General features: G+C 63.4%; 21 protein-coding genes and 1 tRNA gene. 15 read left to right on the top strand and 7 right to left on the bottom strand.

Features of this window, described 5'->3' with window-relative positions:
- Window positions 1-148 precede the first annotated feature (148 nt).
- Window positions 149-934, top strand: coding sequence for a Rossmann-fold NAD(P)-binding domain-containing protein (locus K3177_RS02795; protein WP_221596906.1), 786 nt, complete (start codon window positions 149-151; stop codon window positions 932-934).
- Here the strand turns inward: K3177_RS02795 and K3177_RS02790 are convergent.
- Complete coding sequence (locus K3177_RS02790) at window positions 918-1,862, bottom strand: DMT family transporter (RefSeq protein WP_221596905.1); 945 nt, start codon at window positions 1,860-1,862, stop codon at window positions 918-920. The two genes, K3177_RS02795 and K3177_RS02790, sit on opposite strands and share 17 nt — an antisense overlap.
- Window positions 1,859-2,854 (bottom strand): threonine aldolase family protein, encoded by a 996-nt coding sequence (locus K3177_RS02785; protein WP_221596904.1) that lies wholly within the window; start codon window positions 2,852-2,854, stop codon window positions 1,859-1,861. The genes K3177_RS02790 and K3177_RS02785 overlap by 4 nt, the downstream gene beginning before the upstream one ends.
- Window positions 2,855-2,908: 54 nt before the next feature.
- Here K3177_RS02785 and K3177_RS02780 point away from each other — a divergent pair, with 54 nt between their 5' ends.
- Window positions 2,909-3,205, top strand: coding sequence for a GNAT family N-acetyltransferase (locus tag K3177_RS02780; RefSeq protein ID WP_221596903.1), 297 nt, complete (start codon window positions 2,909-2,911; stop codon window positions 3,203-3,205).
- Here K3177_RS02780 and K3177_RS02775 read toward each other — a convergent pair.
- The 3 genes from K3177_RS02775 to K3177_RS02765 all read right to left on the bottom strand — a co-directional run bounded on the left by K3177_RS02775 (window position 3,202) and on the right by K3177_RS02765 (window position 5,381).
- On the bottom strand, window positions 3,202-4,737 hold the full coding sequence (locus K3177_RS02775; protein ID WP_345725344.1) for a PH domain-containing protein: 1,536 nt from the start codon (window positions 4,735-4,737) through the stop codon (window positions 3,202-3,204). The two genes, K3177_RS02780 and K3177_RS02775, sit on opposite strands and share 4 nt — an antisense overlap.
- Window positions 4,734-5,201, bottom strand: coding sequence for a PH domain-containing protein (locus K3177_RS02770; RefSeq protein WP_221596902.1), 468 nt, complete (start codon window positions 5,199-5,201; stop codon window positions 4,734-4,736). Before K3177_RS02770 ends, K3177_RS02775 begins: the two co-directional genes overlap by 4 nt.
- Window positions 5,202-5,306: 105 nt before the next feature.
- A tRNA-Thr gene (locus K3177_RS02765) sits at window positions 5,307-5,381 on the bottom strand.
- A 112-nt stretch (window positions 5,382-5,493) separates the two neighbouring features.
- On the opposite strand from K3177_RS02765, the gene K3177_RS02760 reads away from it, so the two are divergent.
- The 9 genes from K3177_RS02760 to K3177_RS02720 all read left to right on the top strand — a co-directional run bounded on the left by K3177_RS02760 (window position 5,494) and on the right by K3177_RS02720 (window position 13,317).
- Complete coding sequence (locus tag K3177_RS02760; protein WP_173830089.1) at window positions 5,494-5,637, top strand: hypothetical protein; 144 nt, start codon at window positions 5,494-5,496, stop codon at window positions 5,635-5,637.
- Window positions 5,638-5,670: 33 nt separating this feature from the next.
- Window positions 5,671-6,357, top strand: coding sequence for a 2,3-diphosphoglycerate-dependent phosphoglycerate mutase (gene gpmA / locus K3177_RS02755; protein WP_221596901.1), 687 nt, complete (start codon window positions 5,671-5,673; stop codon window positions 6,355-6,357).
- Between the two features lie 2 nt (window positions 6,358-6,359).
- The gene (gene purE / locus K3177_RS02750) at window positions 6,360-6,842 is read left to right on the top strand and encodes a 5-(carboxyamino)imidazole ribonucleotide mutase (protein ID WP_221596900.1); all 483 of its coding nucleotides are present in this window, start codon (window positions 6,360-6,362) and stop codon (window positions 6,840-6,842) included.
- Window positions 6,842-7,897, top strand: coding sequence for a 5-(carboxyamino)imidazole ribonucleotide synthase (locus K3177_RS02745; protein WP_221596899.1), 1,056 nt, complete (start codon window positions 6,842-6,844; stop codon window positions 7,895-7,897). Before purE ends, K3177_RS02745 begins: the two co-directional genes overlap by 1 nt.
- Complete coding sequence (locus tag K3177_RS02740) at window positions 7,894-8,391, top strand: dihydrofolate reductase (RefSeq protein WP_234003240.1); 498 nt, start codon at window positions 7,894-7,896, stop codon at window positions 8,389-8,391. The genes K3177_RS02745 and K3177_RS02740 overlap by 4 nt, the downstream gene beginning before the upstream one ends.
- A complete protein-coding gene (locus K3177_RS02735; RefSeq protein WP_221596898.1) occupies window positions 8,388-9,320 on the top strand; it encodes a bifunctional riboflavin kinase/FAD synthetase in 933 nt (310 codons plus the stop codon). Before K3177_RS02740 ends, K3177_RS02735 begins: the two co-directional genes overlap by 4 nt.
- 153 nt (window positions 9,321-9,473) lie before the next feature.
- Window positions 9,474-12,362 (top strand): isoleucine--tRNA ligase, encoded by a 2,889-nt coding sequence (ileS, locus tag K3177_RS02730; RefSeq protein ID WP_221596896.1) that lies wholly within the window; start codon window positions 9,474-9,476, stop codon window positions 12,360-12,362.
- On the top strand, window positions 12,359-12,907 hold the full coding sequence (gene lspA, locus K3177_RS02725; RefSeq protein ID WP_196847323.1) for a signal peptidase II: 549 nt from the start codon (window positions 12,359-12,361) through the stop codon (window positions 12,905-12,907). The genes ileS and lspA overlap by 4 nt, the downstream gene beginning before the upstream one ends.
- Window positions 12,907-13,317, top strand: a complete 411-nt coding sequence (locus K3177_RS02720; protein WP_103024662.1) for a DUF3035 domain-containing protein — start codon at window positions 12,907-12,909, stop codon at window positions 13,315-13,317. The genes lspA and K3177_RS02720 overlap by 1 nt, the downstream gene beginning before the upstream one ends.
- Before the next feature lie 297 nt (window positions 13,318-13,614).
- On the opposite strand, the gene K3177_RS02715 is transcribed toward K3177_RS02720, so the two are convergent.
- Window positions 13,615-14,913: a hemolysin family protein gene (locus K3177_RS02715; protein ID WP_221596894.1), complete on the bottom strand. Its 1,299-nt coding sequence runs from the start codon at window positions 14,911-14,913 to the stop codon at window positions 13,615-13,617.
- Window positions 14,914-15,097: 184 nt separating this feature from the next.
- On the opposite strand from K3177_RS02715, the gene K3177_RS02710 reads away from it, so the two are divergent.
- Entirely contained in the window at window positions 15,098-15,793 is a 696-nt protein-coding gene (locus K3177_RS02710) for a YiaD family glycine zipper/OmpA-like lipoprotein (protein WP_221596892.1), read from the top strand.
- A gap of 60 nt (window positions 15,794-15,853) precedes the next feature.
- On the opposite strand, the gene K3177_RS02705 is transcribed toward K3177_RS02710, so the two are convergent.
- A complete protein-coding gene (locus K3177_RS02705; protein WP_221596890.1) occupies window positions 15,854-16,630 on the bottom strand; it encodes a 3'(2'),5'-bisphosphate nucleotidase CysQ in 777 nt (258 codons plus the stop codon).
- 116 nt (window positions 16,631-16,746) lie between these two features.
- Here K3177_RS02705 and sucC point away from each other — a divergent pair, with 116 nt between their 5' ends.
- The 3 genes from sucC to K3177_RS02690 all read left to right on the top strand — a co-directional run bounded on the left by sucC (window position 16,747) and on the right by K3177_RS02690 (window position 19,848).
- Complete coding sequence (sucC, locus tag K3177_RS02700; protein ID WP_221596888.1) at window positions 16,747-17,946, top strand: ADP-forming succinate--CoA ligase subunit beta; 1,200 nt, start codon at window positions 16,747-16,749, stop codon at window positions 17,944-17,946.
- A gap of 198 nt (window positions 17,947-18,144) precedes the next feature.
- Window positions 18,145-18,891, top strand: coding sequence for an electron transfer flavoprotein subunit beta/FixA family protein (locus K3177_RS02695; RefSeq protein ID WP_103024667.1), 747 nt, complete (start codon window positions 18,145-18,147; stop codon window positions 18,889-18,891).
- Window positions 18,892-18,918: 27 nt separating this feature from the next.
- Window positions 18,919-19,848: an electron transfer flavoprotein subunit alpha/FixB family protein gene (locus K3177_RS02690; protein ID WP_103024668.1), complete on the top strand. Its 930-nt coding sequence runs from the start codon at window positions 18,919-18,921 to the stop codon at window positions 19,846-19,848.
- Window positions 19,849-19,965: the final 117 nt, after the last annotated feature.

Raw genomic sequence — 19,965 nt, 5'->3', positions numbered from 1 at the left:
CGAGGCCTTGCGTTCAATCGACTGGGCGCAGGTTCTGTAAGATTGACAGCGACGACCTGCTCCCGCACCGAACGGGTCCCATGCTGAACTCGATTGCCACCTCCCTTCGCGGTTTCGAAGACCCTGCACGCGGCCAACCCGGCAGCGAATGAGCAGGCTGCTTATCTTCGGTCTTGGTTATACGGCATCCCGCATCGCCAGCTTGGTGCAAGCGCGTAGCTGGCACGTCGACGCGACGGGGAGCGCGGGCAATGTAAGCTTCGATGATTCGCACGCAGTGACTGCGACCCTCGCTCGGGCAACCCACATCCTGAGTTCCGTTCCGCCGTCCGGTGATAGCGATCCGGTGCTGGATGCCTATGGCTATGCCTTGCATGGAAAGTCGCTCTTTTACCTCTCCTCTACCGGCGTTTACGGCGATGCCGGCGGCGCTTGGGTCGACGAAGCTTCTCCAACCGGAACTGGGCGGCGAACTGCCCGGGCACATTGCGATACGCGGTGGCTCGATATGGAGGCGCGGGTGTTCCGCCTGCCGGGCATCTATGGTCCCGGGCGCAGCGCGCTCGACCGGGTGGCAGAGGGCAAAGGACACCGGATCGACCTGCCGGGCCAAGTCTTCAGCCGGGTCCACGTGGACGATATCGTTTCAGGGGTGGCGGCCGCTTTCGAAAGCGAGGCCCCGCCGGGGGCCTATAATCTCGCGGACGATCTGCCGACCAGCCAGAACGCAGTGATCGAAGAGGCTGCGCGGCTTCTGGACGTGCCGCCTCCGCCGTTACAGACGATGGAGGAGGCCGACCTTTCGCCGATGGCGCGCGGTTTCTACGCCGAAAATCGCCGTGTGGCCAACGGCAAGGCGAAGCGGTTGCTCGGCTGGACCCCGCGCTATCCGACGTATCGCGAAGGTCTGGCAGCGATCAGGGCTCAGGCGTAGCACGGCGCGGCGGCGGACTTGCCCGTCCACGCATGGCGATTACCATTCCCGATAGCGTAATGACGGCCCCGGCTGCCGGCAGCGGTCCCCACACGAACCCTTCGAACAAGGTCGAAAGGACCATGGCCACTACCGGTACGATTACCGAACTGTAGGCCGCCTGACCGGCCCCGATCTTGCGAACCAGGCCATAATACAGTGGGAAAGTCACCACCGAACCGGCAAGCCCGAGATACAGGATACCGAGCGAGTATGAGGTGCGTGTATCGAATTGCGGCGGCCCCGACGTTGCCCAGGCAAACACGCTGTTGATCACCACGCCAATGGCCATCGACCACGCCAAGAGGGCGAGAAAGGGCTGCTTCTTCGCGCCCTCCATTGCCTGCGTGATATTGGCAGCGCTGGCCGAAAGAATCCCGCAAACCGTCAGCCCGGCACCGAGCAGCACTTCGCTCAAGGTCGCAGGCGACGACTGCCATTCATGGGCGAAAAGCAGCGCGACACCAATTGCCGCAATCGCCGAGCCGACGACGAACGGCCCGGTGATCTGCTGGCCCAGAAAAATGCGCCCGAAGATCGCATTGGGAACGACCAGCAGGGCAAACATGACTGCCACGAGGCCCGAGGTAATATAGCTTTCGGCATTGTAAACGAAGGCGAAATTGAGCGTGAACTGGAACAGGCCCAGCAGGCAGGCCCAGCGCATGCCACCCGGCGCGAGAGACAGTCTTTCCCGCCGGATTGCAGCCAGGGCGAACATGCCGAGGGCCGCCACGATGAAGCGATAGGAGATCGACCAGCTCGCCGGGACGCTGGCGATCTGGTCGCGTATCACCAGCCAGGTCCCACCCCAGATCACGCTGACAAGCAGAAATGCGGCGAAATTACGGGGCGTAAACAGGCTTTCGCCCTCTACAGGCGTACTCATAGCGCGGCCAGCGCCTTTGCGAGAGCGGACGCGTCTTCTTCAGGCGTATTCCATGCCGTAACGAAGCGGGCAGCATCGTCGCCCCAGTCGTAAAACCCGAAACCCTTTTCGCGCAGCGCCTGGCGTTCGTCTGCAGTGCAGCGCACGAACAATTCGTTCGCTTCCACTGCATGCATCAATCGCTCCTCGCAACCAGCGGCGATTTCCTGAGCCGCAGCATTGGCATGGCGCGCATTGGTCAGCCAGACATCGCCATCCAGCATGGCGTGAAGCTGCGCGGCAAGAAACCGGCCCTTGGATTGCAAGTGCCCGGCACGCTTGCGGCGGTAACGGGCCACATCGGCAAGAGCGGCGTCAAAGAACACGATTGCCTCGGCCCCGAGACCGCCGTTCTTGATGAATCCGAAGCTCAATGCGTCGACATCTCCTGCTGCTTCAGCCGGAGTGGATTCAAGAAAGGCAACGGCATTGGCAAAACGGGCGCCATCCATATGGATTGCGAGTTTGCGCTCTCGCGCCAGCGCCACGATGGCTGCAACCTCTTCGGGCCGATAGGTCCTGCCATATTCGCTGGCTTGAGTGATAGAGATGGCGTGCGGTTGAACCTGGTGCACATCTTCGCGGATCGGGTCGACGACGGCGCGGATCGCATCGGGCGACAACTTGGCGCCATCGCCCTTCGCCAGCAGCAGCTTTGCGCCGTGAAGATAGAAGCCAGGCGCGCCCCCTTCGTCCATTTCGATATGGGCTTCTTCATGGCAGACGATGCCCCCATGCGGCTGAACCATGGTTGCCAGGGCAAGACAGTTGGCTGCCGTCCCCGTAGCTACCCACAGAACCGCACATGGCTTGCCGAACAGGTCGGAAAATCTCTGGTCGAGAGCATTGCTCAGACCATCCCCGTCATAAGGCGAATCGGGTGCGTCCGCGGCCTTCAGGGCATCCCAGATGGCCGGGTGAACCGAGGCGGCATTATCGGATAGGAACTGCATCGGAACGCCCATAACCACCGGCGCATTGCTTGCACAGGAAGGAATAACGTAACGATGGAAACTTCACCGATTCCTATACGCAACGAGGATAACGAAACGAGCGGTCAGTATGTCGCAAGCGACGGCGATGGTACGCACGCAGGCAAACTGACATGGACACTGCGCAATGGCGCGCGCGATGCCGACCACACGATCGTCGCGCCGGACATGCGCGGGAAAGGTATCGCCGCAAAACTGGTGGACGCCCTTATAGACGACGCACGCGACAAAGGCTTCAAGATCATCCCGAGTTGTTCCTATGTCGCCGCGCAATTCGACCGCCATCCCGAATGGGAAGACTTGCGCGCCTAGGCAGATTGCGAACCGGCTTCCACAACCTCGGAAAAATCCTGCTCGCCCATGCTGGAAAGAACCGCGTCGCGGATGCGCATTGCGTCCGCCAGCGCGATACCCCGCATTCGCAGGTGTCCCCCGGCAAGCCCGAACCTGATGTCGGCATAGCCCCGCACGCGCGCCAAGGGATTACGGACGATTTCGACCGATTGCAGCTTTTCGCGCGATGCAATGGCCATGCTTGGCGCGAACCAGCCGTGCCGGGTATATAACTGGCGTTGCCCCAGCGCATGCCGATCCCAGCGCCAGCGCATATATTCGTGCAGGGCAAACCATCCGCCTCCGGCTATTATCGGCAGCAATGCGAGATACGCATTGCCAGCCACGAACAGCGCGGCGGCAATCGCGATCATCAGGAAAAATCCGATGAGAAAGCCGTCGATCCGATAGTGCCGGGATGAGCGATGCCACTCGATTTCCGCACTTGGCAGTTCGAACCCGGTTTCGGCCACTACCGGGGAAATTTCTTTCAGCCGGGCGAAAGGTACCGCTTCGTGATTGGCCGACCCGCTATCGCTGGCGAGACTGACGAGCTTCAGGGAATGCCAGCCGAACCACCGCCTGACCAATCCCGTGCTGAGCCGCAGCGCCTGCACCCGGTGCACCGGCATGACGAGATCGGTGCGCGTCAGCAGCCCGCGCCTGCGCCGCAAACCCTTGTCGGTTCGCTCCAGCCGGAAGCCCCATTCGCGAAGGACCGTTCGTACCACTCCCGTTGCGACACCGATGAAGATCAGCGAACCCACGGCGATCACACCCCCGACAAGCTGGGCAAGCACTCCGAGGCCAGCCAGCCATTGGCCGGGTCCGGCTATCTGTTCGCGCCACGAGCGCCAGTCCCAGACTTCGAACGGCAGCAGGAAATCGAGTTGCTGCGCGGCGCCCGCGACGACCGCCACGACGGCAAGAGAAAATTCGAACAGGCCAAAAGTGAGCACGCGCCCCGGCCCCATTTCATAGAGCAGTCGGGCATCCGGCTCGAGCACGATGTCGGTGTCGATATCCTGCTCGGGTAGCGAACTGCCATCGCGCCGGGACCGGACGAGTTCCCGCAGGCGCTCGCCCTCGACCTCCGGCAGATAGGCAAGTTTCAGGTCGTCGCCCCCGCCCGCCCCGGTCTCGAATTTTACCTCGACGAGCCCGAACAGCCGCGGCACGAACTTCTGTTCAATGCTGACGTCCTGAATTCGCTCATACGGTACCGACCGCGCCTCGCGCGACAGAACCCCGCTTTCAACCCGGATGTCGTCTGTTCCGACCGTATAGGTGAAGCGCGCCCAACGCAGATAGGCGAAGAATATGTTCGCTCCGACCGCCAGCACGACAAGGGGGAGGAAGTAGAGCAAGGCATCGCCGAAATCGCCTTTGTCCAGGATGGTGAATCCGCCGACGACGAGTGGCAGGACAAGCTGGGAAAGCATGGCCACAGCCCGCACAGCAAACGTGCGCGGGTCTGTCCTGCGGGGCGTGTCCTCCAACGGTTCGGTCACCGCGTGTCGCGCCTGATTGCCGCGCGGATATTTTCCCGCATGGCTGTCGCATCTGCATGGCGCAGGCCGGGAAGCGATACCGAAGCGTTGTGCGTGCCCGCCGTGTGGACGGTCAGGGTAGCCAGCCCGTAAGCGCGTTCCAGCGGCCCTTGCCCCACATCGATGTGCTGGACGCGGCCGAACGGGACGACCGTATCGGCCCGGAAGAAAACACCGCGCACCACCCGCAGTCTTTCTTGTGCCAGTGAATATCCGCGCGCATTGTAACGCCTCAACGGCACACGGACGAGCGCATAGGTGACAACGAGCAGAGCCGGGATCCAAACCGCCCCGGTCCAGCCCGGGATTGCGAATTCCGCAATGGTGGCGGCCACCAGCAATACAACGCCCACGATCGCGAACTGCACGCGCAGCATCGATTTGTAAGCAGGGTCGAGCGGGGTCAGATCGTCGGCTTCATCCATACCGTGCTAGCTAGGCAATACAGCGCGCCGATACAATCGGCTTTCGCATCGCGCCGGCATCCCTGCGGGCGGGGCGAACACTGGACATTCCATTTTCCGGGAAAATGGTGCTGCTGGGGAGGATTGAACTCCCGGCCTCACCCTTACCAAGGGTGCGCTCTACCACTGAGCTACAGCAGCACATGTCGCCGCGAGAAAGGCTCGCGGGGTGGAGGCGCGCGCTATTGGCAGACGCGGAGCATAAGTCAACCTTCGCTTGAGCCCGGAGGCAAAATTGGCGAAGGCTTTCTGCATGGCCAGTGAGAAAAACAAATCGAGCCGTGAGGAACGCCTTGCCGCGAAACTTCGCGAGAACCTGCGACGAAGGAAAGCGCAGGGGCGCGAAATCAGCGAATCGGACCAGACAAGCCTTCCCAATGAAGAAACAGAGCGCTAACGCGCACTGCTCCTAGGGGAAACCGGAGTAATCATGTCGAAACTGATCCTCGTTCGCCACGGACAGAGCGAGTGGAACCTCGCCAACCGTTTCACCGGCTGGTGGGATGTCGACCTGACCGAAAAAGGTGAAGCCGAAGCGCGTGAAGCCGGCGAATTGATGAAAGCCAAGGGCGTCCTGCCCACCACGGCTTTCACCAGCCTTCAGAAACGGGCGATCAAGACGCTCAACATCGCACTGGAAGCCTGCGACCGTCTGTGGATCCCGGTGACGCGCGACTGGCACCTGAACGAGCGCCACTATGGCGGTCTGACCGGGCTCGACAAACAGCAGACGCGCGAAAAGCACGGCGATGAACAGGTCCACGTCTGGCGCCGCAGTTTCGACGTCCCCCCGCCGGAAATGGAAGCCGGCAGCGAATTCGATCTTGCCGAGGATCCGCGCTATGCCGGGATCGACGTACCGCGCACCGAAAGCCTCAAGCTGACGATCGAACGCGTCCTGCCTTATTGGGAAGAAGCCATTCTGCCGCTGCTGGGCAAAGGCGAGACGGTCATCATCTCCGCGCACGGCAATTCCCTGCGCGCGCTGGTCAAGCACCTGTCCGCCATCTCGGATGACGAGATTACCGGGCTCGAAATCCCGACCGGTCAGCCGATCGTCTACGAGTTCGAGGGCACGAAGGTGTCGGGCGAACGCTACTACCTCAAGGATTCGTAAGGATGGGCGCGAAGGTTGCCATCGTCATGGGTAGCCAGTCCGACTGGGAAACCATGACCTGCGCTGCAGAAGTGCTCGACGAGCTCGGCGTGGAAAGCGACGTGCGCATCGTATCCGCGCATCGCACGCCCGACCGGATGTACGATTTTGCCAAGGGTGCGGCGGACGCGGGTTTCGAAGTGATCATCGCCGGCGCCGGCGGTGCGGCCCACCTTCCCGGCATGATCGCAGCGCTCACCCATATTCCCGTGCTCGGCGTGCCGGTGCAGTCCAAGGCGCTTTCGGGGCAGGACAGCCTGCTGTCGATCGTCCAGATGCCGGCCGGGGTTCCCGTGGGAACGCTGGCCATCGGCAAGGCAGGGGCGACCAATGCAGGGCTGCTCGCCGCGGCCATTCTTGCCAATCACGACGCCGCCGTGTCGCAGCGCCTGCAGGACTGGCGCGCGGCCCGCAGTGCGGCCGTGACCGAGCGTCCCGTCGGTTGATGCTGAAGCGGGGCAGCACGATCGGGATATTGGGTGGCGGCCAGCTTGGCCGGATGATGGCGGTCAGCGCGGCCCAGCTCGGCTATCGCTGCATCGCCTACGCGCCCGAGGGCGACAATGTCGTCAGCGACGTGTGCGACGACATCTTCACCAACAAATGGGACGATGCAGCCGCAGTCGCTGCCTTCGCGGCGCAATGCGATGCCGTCACCTGGGAATTCGAGAACGTGCCCGTCGCCACGGCGGCGTCTATCCCCGAAGACCGGATATTCCCGCATCCGCGCGCGCTCGAAACCGCGCAGGACCGGCTGAACGAGAAGCGCTTCGTCGAAGGGCTCGGCGGCAGACCGGCGGCGTATGCCCGCATCGATTCGCGCGCCGATCTGGAAGCCGCGATCGACACTCTGGGCGCACCGGGCATTCTCAAGACGCGGCGCGATGGATACGATGGCAAGGGCCAGTGGCGCATCGGTTCGGACCGCGATGCCCAAGGTCTGAACCTGCCGGACATGCCCTTGATTTACGAAGCTTTCGTCGAATTCGAGGCCGAGTTTTCGGTTATTCTGGTCCGCGGGCAGGACGGGGAAATCCGCTTCTGGGATTCCACGCGTAATTCGCATGATCACGGCATTCTTGCGACGTCCTCCCTACCCGCTGGCGAAGCGATCGCGGCGCAGGTCGGCGAGGCGCGGGAGCTGGCGCGGCAGGTGGCCGATGCGCTGCGCTATGTGGGCGTGCTGACGCTCGAATTCTTTGCCACGCGCGATGGGCCGGTGTTCAACGAGATGGCGCCGCGGGTCCACAATTCGGGGCACTGGACGATCGAGGGCGCGGCCACGAGCCAGTTCGAAAATCACATCCGCGCTGTAGCCGGACTGCCGCTTGGCAGCACAGCCACGGTCGCCCGGTCGGTGACCATGACGAACATCATCGGGCGCGATATTCTTGAAACCGAACAATGGCTTGGCCAGCCCGACACGCATCTGCACGACTATGGCAAGGCCGAGGTTCGCGAGGGGCGCAAGATGGGCCATGTAACGAAGCTGGAACGGTGAATCTGTTCCTGATCTATGCCCGCGCGGCCAATGGCTGCATCGGTCGGGACGGGGCGTTGCCGTGGCATCTGCCGGCCGATCTGAAGCGGTTCAAGGCGCTGACCATGGGCAAGCCGATGATCATGGGACGCAAGACTTTCGAGAGCCTTCCGGGCCTGTTGCCGGGTCGCAGGCACATCGTGCTGACCCGCCGGGAGCGCTGGGATTCGACCGGCGCCGAACTGGCGAGGGATGTCAATCAAGCGTTTGATCTGGCGTCGAACACTGCCGAACAGGCGGCAGTGATCGGCGGCGCGGCGATTTTCGATGTCTTCATGCCGCTGGCGGACCGGATCGAGCTGACCGACATCCATGCCGATTTCGAAGGCGACACCTTCATGCCCGCTCCCGGACCCGAATGGCGCGAGATCGCCCGCGAGGATCACGCTGCCGAAGGCGATGCCCCCGCCTACAGCTTCGTCACGCTGGAACGGGCGCGGGAGTATGCCGCGTGAGGTTCCTCGACCACCGCGAGCCATTGCCCGAAAGCCTGCGCGGCGCGATCGTGGCGCTGGGCAATTTCGACGGCTTTCACCTCGGCCACCAGGCCGTGGCGGGCGAGGCGATCCGCTGGGCGCGCGAGGAAGGCCGCCCGGCCATCATCGCCACTTTCGATCCGCATCCCGTGCGCCATTTCCAGCCCGATGCCCCGCCCTTCCGGCTGACGACGCTGGAGCAGCGGCAGGAGCTGTACCTCGCCGCCGGGGCGACCGCGATGCTGGTGTTCCATTTTGACGGCGAACTGGCCGGAACCACGGCAGAGGATTTCGTGCAGCGCCTGCTCGGCGACCATCTGGGCGTGGCAGGCGTGGTGACGGGCGAGGATTTCACCTTCGGCAAGGCGCGCGGCGGCAATTTCGACAGACTGGTCAGCCTGGGCAAGGACGTCGGGATCGAGGCGCGTGCGGTGCCGCCCGTGCTGGATGGCGGCGAGGCCGTATCGTCCAGCCGCGTGCGCAATGCCCTGCGCGACGGCGATCCGCAGGAAGCGGCCCGGCTGCTGACCCGCCCCTTCGCCATTCGCGGCGTGGTGCAGCATGGCGACAAGCGCGGGCGCGAGATCGGCTATCCCACGGCGAACCTGCCGGTGGAACATTACCTGCGCCCCAAATACGGAATTTACGCCGTGACCGGGCGCATCCTGTCGACCGGGCAGGAGTTGAAGGGCGCGGCCAATATCGGCGTGCGGCCTCAGTTCGATCCACCCAAGGAACTGCTGGAGCCCTATTTCTTCGATTTTTCGGGCGATCTCTACGGGCAGGAGATCGAAGTCGCTTTCCATCACTTCCTGCGCGGCGAGGCGAAGTTCGACAGTCTCGACGCGCTGGTGGCGCAGATGGACAGGGATTGCGACGAAGCGCGGCGGCTGTTGGCGCAGGTCTAGCGATTCGTCATTCACGCGCAGACCGCAATACAGCCTGTAAATGCCGTGGCCCTGCACCGGATCCCCGCCTGCGCGGAGATGACGGTGGGAGGCGGACGGGCAGGCGACTCCGCACTTTCCTACACGGCTGGTTTGCCCTAACGGCCAGCACCTATGTCCGAAAAGCGCGATTACCGAGATACCGTCTTCCTGCCGAAGACCGATTTCCCCATGAAGGCCGGCCTCCCCCAGAAGGAGCCGGGCATTGCCGCACGCTGGGAATCGGACGGGCTGTATCAGCTGCTGCGCGAGGCGCGTGCGGACCGCGAGAAGTTCATCTTCCACGATGGTCCGCCCTACGCCAATGGCGACATGCATATCGGCCATGCGCTGAACCACACGCTGAAGGACATGGTCTGCCGCACGCAGAACCTGCTGGGCAAAAACGCGCCTTATGTTCCGGGCTGGGACTGCCACGGCCTGCCGATCGAGTGGAAGGTCGAGGAACAGTACCGCAAGAAGAAGCTGGACAAGAAAGCGGTTCCGGCAAACGAATTCCGCGCCGAATGCCGCGCCTATGCGCAGCACTGGGTGGATGTGCAGCGCGAACAGCTGAAGCGGCTGGGCATCATGGCGGACTGGGACAATCCCTATCTGACCATGCAGTTCGACAGCGAGGCGACCATCGTGGCCGAGCTGATGAAGTTTGCCGAAGCGGGCAATCTCTATCGCGGTTCGAAGCCGGTTATGTGGAGCCCGGTGGAAGAAACCGCGCTGGCCGAAGCCGAGGTCGAATACGAGGACATCACCAGCACACAGATCGATGTCGCGTTCGAGATCACCGAAAGCCCGATCGAAGAACTGGTCGGTGCGCATGCGGTAATCTGGACCACAACGCCGTGGACGATCCCGGTCAACCAGGCTTTGGCCTACGGGCCTGAGATTGAGTATGTCCTCTACGAAGTCCGCGTTAGCGACGGCCCGGTTGATGCTGGCGAAACTCCCCTTGAACCGGCTGAAACGTCGGACTGGAATGTTGCCGGGCGATATTTGATCGCGCGTGAGCTTATCGCGGACGTTGCCCCGAGGACTACGGCTGAGTTGGGTGGAACGACTGATTGGATGAGGGAAATCTGGTCGGGCAAAGGCTCCGAGCTCGCCGGAACGGTCGCGCGCCATCCGATGCACGCGCTCGGCGGGTTCTACGCCAAGCCCCGCCCCTTCCTGCCGGGCGATTTCGTCACCACCGACAGCGGCACGGGTCTGGTCCACATGTCGCCCGATCACGGCGAGGACGATTTCCTGCTGTGTCGCAAGCACGGCATCGAGCCGGTGTTCGCCGTCATGGCCGACGGGCGGTATCGCGACGACTGGGAATGGCTGGGCGCAGGCGATGTGGATGCGGACGGCAAGGAACGCCGCCGCAGCGTCATAAACAAGCCGTTCAATTCGCCCGAAGGCCCGATCTGTTCGGACCTGCGCGAAGCCGGTGGGCTGCTGTCCGCCAGCGACGACTACCAGCATTCCTATCCGCATAGCTGGCGCAGCAAGGCCAAGGTCATCTATCGCTGCACGCCGCAGTGGTTCGTGCCGATGGACAAGGACCTTGCCGGCGGCGGCACGCTGCGCAGCCGCGCCCTGCAGGCCATCGCCGACACGCGTTTCGTCCCCGAAAAGGGCCGCAACCGCATCGGTTCGATGGTCGAGGGCCGCCCCGACTGGGTGCTGTCCCGCCAGCGCGCCTGGGGCGTGCCGATCACGCTGTTCGTGAAGAACGGCACGGGCGAATATCTGCAGGATGCAGACGTGAACGCCCGCGTGATCGCCGCCGTGCGCGAAGAGGGCGTCGATGCCTGGGACGAGGCGCGCAAGGCCGAATTCCTCGGTTCCGCACACAATCCCGACGATTACGAGATGGTCACCGACATTCTCGACGTCTGGTTCGATTCGGGCTGCACCCATGCCTTCGTCCTCGAATCGGGACGCTGGCCGGACATGCAGTGGCCCGCCGACCTCTATCTGGAAGGCAGCGACCAGCATCGCGGCTGGTTCCAGTCGAGCCTGCTGGAAAGCTGCGCGACGCGCGGCCGGGCACCCTTCGACCAGATCCTGACCCACGGGTTCACCATGGCGAGCGACGGGCGCAAGATGTCCAAGAGCCTGGGCAATACCATCGACCCGCTGAAGGTGATGGAACAATACGGCGCCGACATCATCCGCCTGTGGGCGCTGAGTGTCGATTTCACCGAGGATCATCGCATCGGCGATGAAATCCTCAAGGGCGTGGGCGACCAGTATCGCAAGCTGCGCAATACCTTCCGCTATCTGCTGGGCGCGCTGGACGGTTTCGTGGGCGACATGGGCGATGCCGGGGAAATCCCCGAGCTGGAACGCTATGTCCTGGCCCTGCTGGCCGATCTGGACGGCAAGCTGCGCAAGGCCGTCGAAGATTACGACTTCAACGCCTATACCCGCCTGCTGGTCGATTTCTGCAACGAAGACCTGTCGGCCTTCTATTTCGATATCCGCAAGGACAGCCTCTATTGCGACGGACCGGATTCGGTGCGCCGCAACGCCTATCGCACCGTGCTGGACATATTGTTCCATGCGCTGGTCCGCTATGCCGCGCCGGTGCTGGTCTTTACGGCGGAAGAAGTGTGGAGCACGCGCTATCCGGATGGCGGCAGCGTCCACCTGCTGGAGTGGCCGGGCGTGCCGGGCGTCACCGCGGACGGGGCGAAGTGGGACAAGCTGCGCGCCTTGCGCGAAGACGTGATGGAAGCGATCGAACCGCTGCGGCGCGAAAAGGTCATCCGGTCCGGCCTGGAAGCCGATGTAATCGTTCCCGCCGACGCAGTGCCGGAAGGTTTCAGCGACGATGATCTGGCCGAACTGTTCATCACCGCGTCAGTGACGCGTAGCGATAGCGCGGATGTGACGGTCACACGGACATCCGAAAACAAGTGCGGGCGCTGCTGGCGCCTGCTTCCTTCCGTGACGGAAGACGGCGATCTATGCGACCGCTGCGAGCCCGTCGTCGCCCAACTGGATGCCGCCCGATGAACCCGATCATGAAGAACCGCATCATCGGCTGCGTGACGGCACTGGCCATCTTCGTGGTGGACCAGCTGACCAAGAATTACGTCACCAAGGGGCTGGGCATCGACCGTGTCGGCGATGCGATGGAAATCCTGCCCTTCTTCGACCTGCGCTTCACCCGCAATTTCGGCGTGTCGCTGGGCATGTTCGAAGCGACCAGCCCGGAAATGCGCTGGGGGCTGGTGCTGGTGACCGCGCTGATCGCCCTGGTGGTGACGGTATGGATGATGCGCGAGAAGCTGCTGGCGGATATCCTGGCACTGTCGCTGATCCTTGGCGGGGCGCTGGGCAATATCAAGGATCGTTACGATCTCGGCTATGTCGTCGATTTCGCCGATCTGCATTTCGGGGAATTCCGCCCCTTCCTCATTTTCAACGTAGCCGATGCGGCTATCACCATCGGTGTCGTCATCGTCCTTGCGCGTGCCTTCTTCATGGGCGACAAGGACAAGGCGGAGGTCGATGGCCTCATGAACAGCAAGGCGGCCGATGCCGCGGAGAGCAAGTGATGATCAAATTCGCCCGAATCGCCCTGATGGCCGGCCTCGGCGCCATGACCGCAGCCTGCGGCAGCGGGGGCCTTCTCGACCGCAACCGGCCCGATGAATTCGCCGTGCAGCGCCAGGCGCCGCTGGTGGTTCCGCCCGATTTCAACCTGCAGCCGCCCCAGCCCGGCGCCCCGCGCCCGAGCGAAGGCAGCGCCGCTGCCCAGACGCTGGACGTGCTGTTCGGCGGTCCGCAGGCCCGTAGCGGCGTGGAAACCAGCATGCTGGAACGCGCCGGTGCCGCCGAACCCGGCATTCGCAGCGCCGTGGGCGACCCGCAGACCGCGACCGTCGCCAAGGGCGCAGTAACCCGCGACATCATCGCCGCCCCCGAAGGCGACGGCGCAACTGCAAGCGCGGTGATACCGGGCTGAAGCCCGGGTTTTGTTTAGCCTCATGCGCCGGCGGCCGCGTGCGCGGCCTTAGGCTGTCCTCGCTCACACGCCCTTCGGGCGCGTCGCTGCGGGCGGCCAGTCGGCCTTGCCTCGCCTGCGGCTCGGACACTTTCGCCAGTCGGATGGTGTGCGCCAGATCCGGGCCGGTGAAGTTCCGGCAAGGGCAACCGCCCGCCCGCAGCGGGTGCAGCTCGCTGCACGTCTAGCGAGGACAAACCCGCGCGGGCCGGTTCGCAAACTTGAGAATCTCGAAATCCGCTGGCCTGGCGAAGGTCGTCAGCCCGCCTCGCGGCTCACCAGCAGCTTGTCGATCCGGCGACCGTCCATGTCGACCACTTCGAAACGCCAGCCCTGATCGGTGAAATAGTCGCCTTCGCCGGGCAGGCGCTTGAGCACATGCAGCGCGTAGCCCGCCGCCGTGCCGAATTCGCGATCGTCGCCATATTCGAGGCCCAGCCGGTCGGCGAGCACATCGGCCGAGAGCGAGCCGGAGACCAGCAGGCTGCCGTCTTCCCGCTCGACCACGCCGGGCCCTTCGGCACCGTCCTGATCGCTGAGGAAATTGCCGACCAGCGCGGTGAGCAGATCGACCGGGGTGACGATGCCGTCGAGATGGCCGTATTCGTCATGCACCATGGCCATCGCTATTTCGGCCTGCTGCAGCACCCGAAGCGCATCGACCGCATCGAGCTGATCGGGCACGACCTCGGTCTTGACCATCAGCGCGCGCAGATCGATCGGTTCCTTGGCGATCAGACGCGTCAGAATATCGCGCACCTTGACCACGCCCAGCACCCTGTCGGCCGAGCCTTCCGCGACGGGCATGAGCGAATGGGGGCTGGTGTCGATCGCCGCGCGAATGGCCGCCGCGTCCGCATCGGCATCGATCCAGTCGACTTCGGTGCGCGGGGTCATCAGCTCGCGTACGGGCCGCTGGGCGAGACGCACGACGCCCTGCAGCATCTGATGCTGTTCGCTTTCGATCACCCCGCTGCGGGTGGCTTCGGCAAAGAGCATGTGCAGTTCTTCCGCCGTGACCGAGCTTTGCCCCGAGGGACGCACGCCGAGCAGGCGAATCAGCACGCCCGAGGACGCATCGAGCAGCCACACGAGCGGCGCCGCCACGCGCGCCAGGATCGCCATGGGCCGCGCCATGACCAGCGAGATGGGCACCGCCGCCCGCAGCGCGATCTGCTTGGGCACGAGCTCGCCGATGACCAGCGTGGCATAAGTGGTGATGGCGATGACCGATGCGAAGCCGATTTCCGCCGCATATTGCTGGGGCACGCCCAGCATGGCGAGCCGTTCGCCCGTGGGCCCGCCGAGGCTGGCGCCCGAATAGGCACCCGAAATGATCCCGACCAGCGTGATGCCGATCTGAACGGTCGAAAGGAACTTGCCCGGATCGGATGCCAGGGAGATGGCCGTGGCGGCGCCCTTGCTCCCTTTGGAGGCGGCCTGCTGGAGGCGCGATGTCTTGGCCGACACGATGGCAAGCTCGCTCATGGCGAAGACGCCGTTGAGCACGATCAGCCCGATGATGATCAGCAGGTCTGTCCAGGGAAAGGGTGTCACGTCGCAACGGCTAGCACAAAAGTGCGCCGCTGCCAGCGCCCCGCGTGAAACTTATCTGACATGGCTGTGGAACGGCTGGTGCGTTGAAAGGTTTGAGGAACAGCGACGCGGGTGGGCGCGTCCGGTACCACTCGCCCGGAGCCGCCCCATGGGTCGGATGCCGCGCAGAAAAGGGGAAGAATAGATGAAGAACTCACGCATTCTCACAGCCAGCCTTGCAGCCGTTTCGCTGCTGACCGTCTCAGCCTGTGTCACCGATCCGAACACCGGCGAACGCAAAGTTTCGCGCACCGTACTCGGCGGCGCCGGCGGCGCTGTTGCAGGCGGCCTGCTCGGCGGTCTCATCGGCGGCAAGACCGGCCGCATCATCGGCGCCGCAGCAGGCGGCATCGGTGGCGGCGTCATCGGCTACAAGATGGACCAGCAGATCAAGGAACTGGAAGAACAGACCGCCGGCACCGGCGTCGACGTTTCCGAAACCGATGGCGGCGAAGCCATTCTCGTCAACCTGCCCGACGGCGTGACATTCTCGACCGGCAGCTACACCATTTCGCCGGGCTTCCGCGATCTGCTCGACCGCGTGGCCGGCAGCCTGCGCCAGTATCCCAACAGCCTGATCGACGTATACGGTCACACCGACACGACCGGCTCGGCCACCACGAACCAGCGCCTGTCGGAACAGCGCGCACAGGCCGTGGCCAACTACCTGATCTCGCAGGGCGTCAGCTCTTCGCGCGTGCGCTGGATGGGCTTCGGCGAAACCCGCCTCAAGGTCTCGACCGGCGACAATGTGAACGAACCGATGAACCGGCGCGTCGAAATCAAGATCGTTCCGTTCGATCAGCGGGACATCGAAGCCGCGCAATCGCAGGGAATGTAATACTCCACAGCCCTTCGAGCTGTCGCAACCAACTGGGGCCGGTTTACGCCGGCCCCTTTTTCATTGTGCAGCCGCGACGCGCGTTGCGATCCGCGTGACCGCGGCGGCGTGGATGCCGGGGGCGCTGGCGAGTATGCCGAAGGCGCGGGGATCGCGCTTGTTATAGTCGAGCTTCTTGCCGAAGGCATCGCTGACCGCCGCCCCTGCTTCGCGCGCGATCAGGCCCGCTGCGGCGATATCCCATTCGAAACCCCAGCGCACCGTCGCCACGAGGTCCGCTTCGTCTGCAGCGACCATCGCGATGCGCAAGGCAATCGAGTTGGGCTGATCGACCGTCACCAGATCGGCATCGGCTTTCGGCAAGACATGCGCGGGCACTCGCGAGCCGGCGAATTCCTGGCGCGTGCTGGCCACAAGCCTGTCGCCGTTGCGATAGGCGCCCTGCCCCGCCACCGCCTGCCAGGTTTCCTTGCGCGCGGGGGCGCACAAGGTGCCGATGAGCGGGCGCCCGCCACTGATCAAAGCAACGGAAACCGCCCAGCCGGTACGGCCGCGGATGAAATCGCGCGTCCCGTCGACCGGATCGACCAGCCAGATCAGATCATTATCCAGCCGCGCTGGATCGTCGGCGGTTTCTTCCGACAGCCAGCCTGCCGATGGCAGCAGCGCCCCCAGTTCCCGCTTGAGAAAAGCGTCCACTGCGAGGTCGGCTTCGCACACCGGATCGCCGGGCTTTTTCTCCCACGCATTCAGATCGTTCCCCGCCCCCGGCCAGAGGTCGTAGGCGATCCTTCCTGCTTCGGAGACGATGGATTCGAGGCGCTGACTATCGATCATGAAAGAATGCCTGCTGCCTGCACCCGAAAGCGGGCCTTTTCAAGCGCGTCCAGACATGCTTAGGGCCCTCGCAACTCACTTTCCCCAACGCATGACGCGAAGGACGACGCTCCACCATGAACATCCACGAATACCAGGCCAAGGAACTGCTCGCGAAATACGGCATCGGCATCCCTGCAGGGCATGCCGCGCTGACGGTCGAAGAGGCCGTGGAGGGTGCGAAGAAGCTGCCCGGACCGCTTTACGTCGTGAAGGCACAGATTCACGCCGGCGGCCGCGGCAAGGGCAAGTTCACCGAACTGGGTCCCGATGCGAAAGGCGGTGTACGCCTGTCGAAGAGCATCGAAGACGTGGAAGCCAATGCCAAGGAAATGCTCGGCAATACGCTGGTAACCGTACAGACGGGTGATGCCGGCAAGCAGGTCAACCGCCTCTACGTGACCGACGGTGTCGACATTGCCAGCGAATACTATCTGTCGATGCTGGTCGACCGCGCTACCGGCCGCGTTGCCATGATCGTATCGACCGAAGGCGGCATGGACATCGAAGAGGTAGCCCATTCGACGCCCGAAAAGATCACCACCATCACCATCGATCCGGCACAGGGCTTCATGCCGCATCACGGCCGGGCGATGGCCTTCGCGCTCAAGCTGACGGGCGATCTGAACAAGCAGGCGCAGAAGCTGGCGAAGCAGCTGTATACCGCCTTCATGGATCTCGACTGCGAAATGCTCGAGATCAACCCGCTCGTCGAAACCGAGGACGGCAACCTTCTGGTGCTCGACACCAAGATGAGCTTCGACGGCAACGCGCTGTTCCGCCACAAGGACGTGGAAGCGCTGCGCGATGTGACCGAGGAAGACCCCGCCGAAGTCGAAGCGAGCGAATACGACCTCGCCTACATCAAGCTGGACGGCAACATCGGCTGCATGGTGAACGGTGCCGGCCTTGCCATGGCGACCATGGACATCATCAAGCTGAACGGCGCTTTCCCGGCCAACTTCCTCGACGTCGGCGGCGGCGCCACCACCGAGAAGGTGACGGCGGCATTCAAGATCATCCTGAAGGATCCGGCGGTCGAGGGCATCCTCGTCAACATCTTCGGCGGCATCATGAAATGCGATGTGATTGCCAACGGCATCGTGCAGGCGGCCAAGGACGTGAACCTTTCCGTGCCCCTCGTCGTACGCCTGGAAGGCACCAATGTCGAAGAAGGCAAAGCCATCCTCGAGAATTCTGGCCTCGCCATCGTCAGCGCCGACGATCTGGGCGACGCGGCGAAGAAGATCGTTGCCGAGGTCAAGAAGGCGGCATGATCGCCCGGCACAGATGATCTGCAGCTTTTGAGAGGCGGGCCCCGGAAACGCGGCCCGCCTTTCTATTTCCGGCGCCAGGGAACACTCGTTCGCGGCCAGCCTTATCTAAGCGAAAGCCCGTCGAACGCTCACTTGACGTTTACGTAAACGCAAGATAGGCGGGCGCCACAGTTTCCAGTCGAGAGGAAGGCAGAACCCATGAAAATCCTCGTCCCCGTCAAGCGGGTGATCGATTACAACGTCAAACCGCGCGTCAAGGCCGACGGTTCGGGCGTCGATCTTGCGAACGTCAAGATGAGCATGAACCCGTTCGACGAAATCGCCGTCGAAGAGGCGATCCGCCTGAAAGAAGCGGGCAAGGCCGAAGAGATCATCGCCGTCAGCATCGGCCCGGCAAAGGCGCAGGAAACGCTGCGCACCGCGCTGGCCATGGGCGCCGACCGCGCCATTCTGGTGCAGACCGATGACGAAGTCGAACCGCTCGCCGTTGCCAAGATCCTCAAGGCCATCGCGGACGAGGAACAGCCGGGCATCGTGATGCTGGGCAAGCAGGCGATCGACGACGATTCGAACCAGACCGGCCAGATGCTCGCGGCCCTGATGGGCCGTCCGCAGGGCACCTTCGCCAACACCGTCGAAGTCGACGGCGACAGCGTTACCGTGAAGCGCGAAGTGGATGGCGGCCTGCAGACGGTCAAGCTGACCATGCCGGCAATCGTCACCACCGACCTTCGCCTGAACGAGCCGCGTTATGCGTCGCTCCCCAACATCATGAAGGCGAAGCAGAAGCCGCTCGATACCAAGGCTCCGGCCGACTACGGTGTCGACACCGCGCCGCGCCTCAAGACCACCAACGTCTCCGAACCGCCGGTTCGCCAGGCAGGCGAAAAGGTCGAGGATGTCGACGCGCTGGTCGCCAAGATCAAAGCCCTCGGCATTGCATAAGCCAGACAGACGAGAAGGAAGACAGATATGAAAACCCTCGTTTGGGTCGAACACGACAACAAGAGCCTCGCCGATGCGACGCTCGCCGCCGTAACCGCTGCCGGCAAGCTGGGTGAAGTCCACCTGCTGGTCGCAGGCTCGGGCTGCCGCGCGGTGGCCGACGAAGCTGCAAAGATCGAAGGCGTTGGCAAGGTCCATCTCGCAGACGATGCAGCCTACGAGCATGCGCTGCCGGAAAACGTCGCCCCGCTGGTGGCCGATCTGATGGGCCATCATGATGCGTTCGTGGCGCCTGCAACAACCACGGGCAAGAACATCGCCCCGCGTGTCGCCGCGCTGCTCGACGTGATGCAGATTTCGGACATCCTTTCGGTCGAAGGCGACAAGACCTTCACCCGCCCGATCTATGCCGGGAACGCGATCGCGACTGTCGAATCGTCCGACGAGAAGCTGGTGATCACCGTGCGCGGTACGGCCTTCGAAAAGGCCGCTGCCGAAGGCGGTTCGGCAAGTGTCGAGGAGGTTTCGGGACCCACCGATGCCGGTCTCTCAACCTTCGTCAGCGAGGAAATCGCCGAAAGCGATCGTCCCGAACTGACAAGTGCCAAGGTCATCGTTTCGGGTGGCCGTGCGCTGAAGGATTCCGAAACCTTCGAACAGATCATCACCCCGCTCGCCGACAAGCTCGGTGCGGGGATCGGTGCCAGCCGCGCAGCCGTCGATGCAGGCTACGTTCCGAACGATTACCAGGTTGGCCAGACCGGCAAGATCGTCGCGCCGGAAGTTTATATCGCCATCGGCATTTCAGGAGCGATCCAGCACCTTGCGGGCATGAAGGATTCCAAGACCATCATCGCCATCAACAAGGACGAGGACGCCCCGATCTTCCAGGTCGCGGACATCGGCCTGGTGGCCGACCTGTTCAAGGCGGTGCCGGAGCTTACTGAAAAGCTCTGATTGAATTGACATAATGTTTATGTACCCTCCCGCAGCGCATTGTTGCGGGAGGGTTTTTTGTTTCATCATGTTTCGAGGTTATCCATCTTTCTGGCCGTGGTCGCCACATCCCAACCT

Source organism: Qipengyuania pacifica (assembly GCF_019711555.1).
Classification (GTDB): Bacteria; Pseudomonadota; Alphaproteobacteria; order Sphingomonadales; family Sphingomonadaceae; genus Qipengyuania; species Qipengyuania pacifica.
The sequence above is the reverse complement of the archived record's forward strand: the minus strand, read 5'-3'. Positions and strand labels throughout refer to the sequence as shown.

What these genes read in the sequence shown, in the direction of transcription:
- K3177_RS02795 (WP_221596906.1), top strand. Translation starts at nt 149, where the DNA reads ATGAGCAGGCTGCTTATCTTCGGTCTTGGTTATACGGCATCCCGCATC.
- K3177_RS02790 (WP_221596905.1), bottom strand. Translation starts at nt 1,862, where the DNA reads ATGAGTACGCCTGTAGAGGGCGAAAGCCTGTTTACGCCCCGTAATTTC.
- K3177_RS02785 (WP_221596904.1), bottom strand. Translation starts at nt 2,854, where the DNA reads ATGCAGTTCCTATCCGATAATGCCGCCTCGGTTCACCCGGCCATCTGG.
- K3177_RS02780 (WP_221596903.1), top strand. Translation starts at nt 2,909, where the DNA reads ATGGAAACTTCACCGATTCCTATACGCAACGAGGATAACGAAACGAGC.
- K3177_RS02770 (WP_221596902.1), bottom strand. Translation starts at nt 5,201, where the DNA reads ATGGATGAAGCCGACGATCTGACCCCGCTCGACCCTGCTTACAAATCG.
- K3177_RS02760 (WP_173830089.1), top strand. Translation starts at nt 5,494, where the DNA reads ATGGCCAGTGAGAAAAACAAATCGAGCCGTGAGGAACGCCTTGCCGCG.
- gpmA (WP_221596901.1), top strand. Translation starts at nt 5,671, where the DNA reads ATGTCGAAACTGATCCTCGTTCGCCACGGACAGAGCGAGTGGAACCTC.
- purE (WP_221596900.1), top strand. Translation starts at nt 6,360, where the DNA reads ATGGGCGCGAAGGTTGCCATCGTCATGGGTAGCCAGTCCGACTGGGAA.
- K3177_RS02745 (WP_221596899.1), top strand. Translation starts at nt 6,842, where the DNA reads ATGCTGAAGCGGGGCAGCACGATCGGGATATTGGGTGGCGGCCAGCTT.
- ileS (WP_221596896.1), top strand. Translation starts at nt 9,474, where the DNA reads ATGTCCGAAAAGCGCGATTACCGAGATACCGTCTTCCTGCCGAAGACC.
- lspA (WP_196847323.1), top strand. Translation starts at nt 12,359, where the DNA reads ATGAACCCGATCATGAAGAACCGCATCATCGGCTGCGTGACGGCACTG.
- K3177_RS02720 (WP_103024662.1), top strand. Translation starts at nt 12,907, where the DNA reads ATGATCAAATTCGCCCGAATCGCCCTGATGGCCGGCCTCGGCGCCATG.
- K3177_RS02710 (WP_221596892.1), top strand. Translation starts at nt 15,098, where the DNA reads ATGAAGAACTCACGCATTCTCACAGCCAGCCTTGCAGCCGTTTCGCTG.
- K3177_RS02705 (WP_221596890.1), bottom strand. Translation starts at nt 16,630, where the DNA reads ATGATCGATAGTCAGCGCCTCGAATCCATCGTCTCCGAAGCAGGAAGG.
- sucC (WP_221596888.1), top strand. Translation starts at nt 16,747, where the DNA reads ATGAACATCCACGAATACCAGGCCAAGGAACTGCTCGCGAAATACGGC.
- K3177_RS02695 (WP_103024667.1), top strand. Translation starts at nt 18,145, where the DNA reads ATGAAAATCCTCGTCCCCGTCAAGCGGGTGATCGATTACAACGTCAAA.
- K3177_RS02690 (WP_103024668.1), top strand. Translation starts at nt 18,919, where the DNA reads ATGAAAACCCTCGTTTGGGTCGAACACGACAACAAGAGCCTCGCCGAT.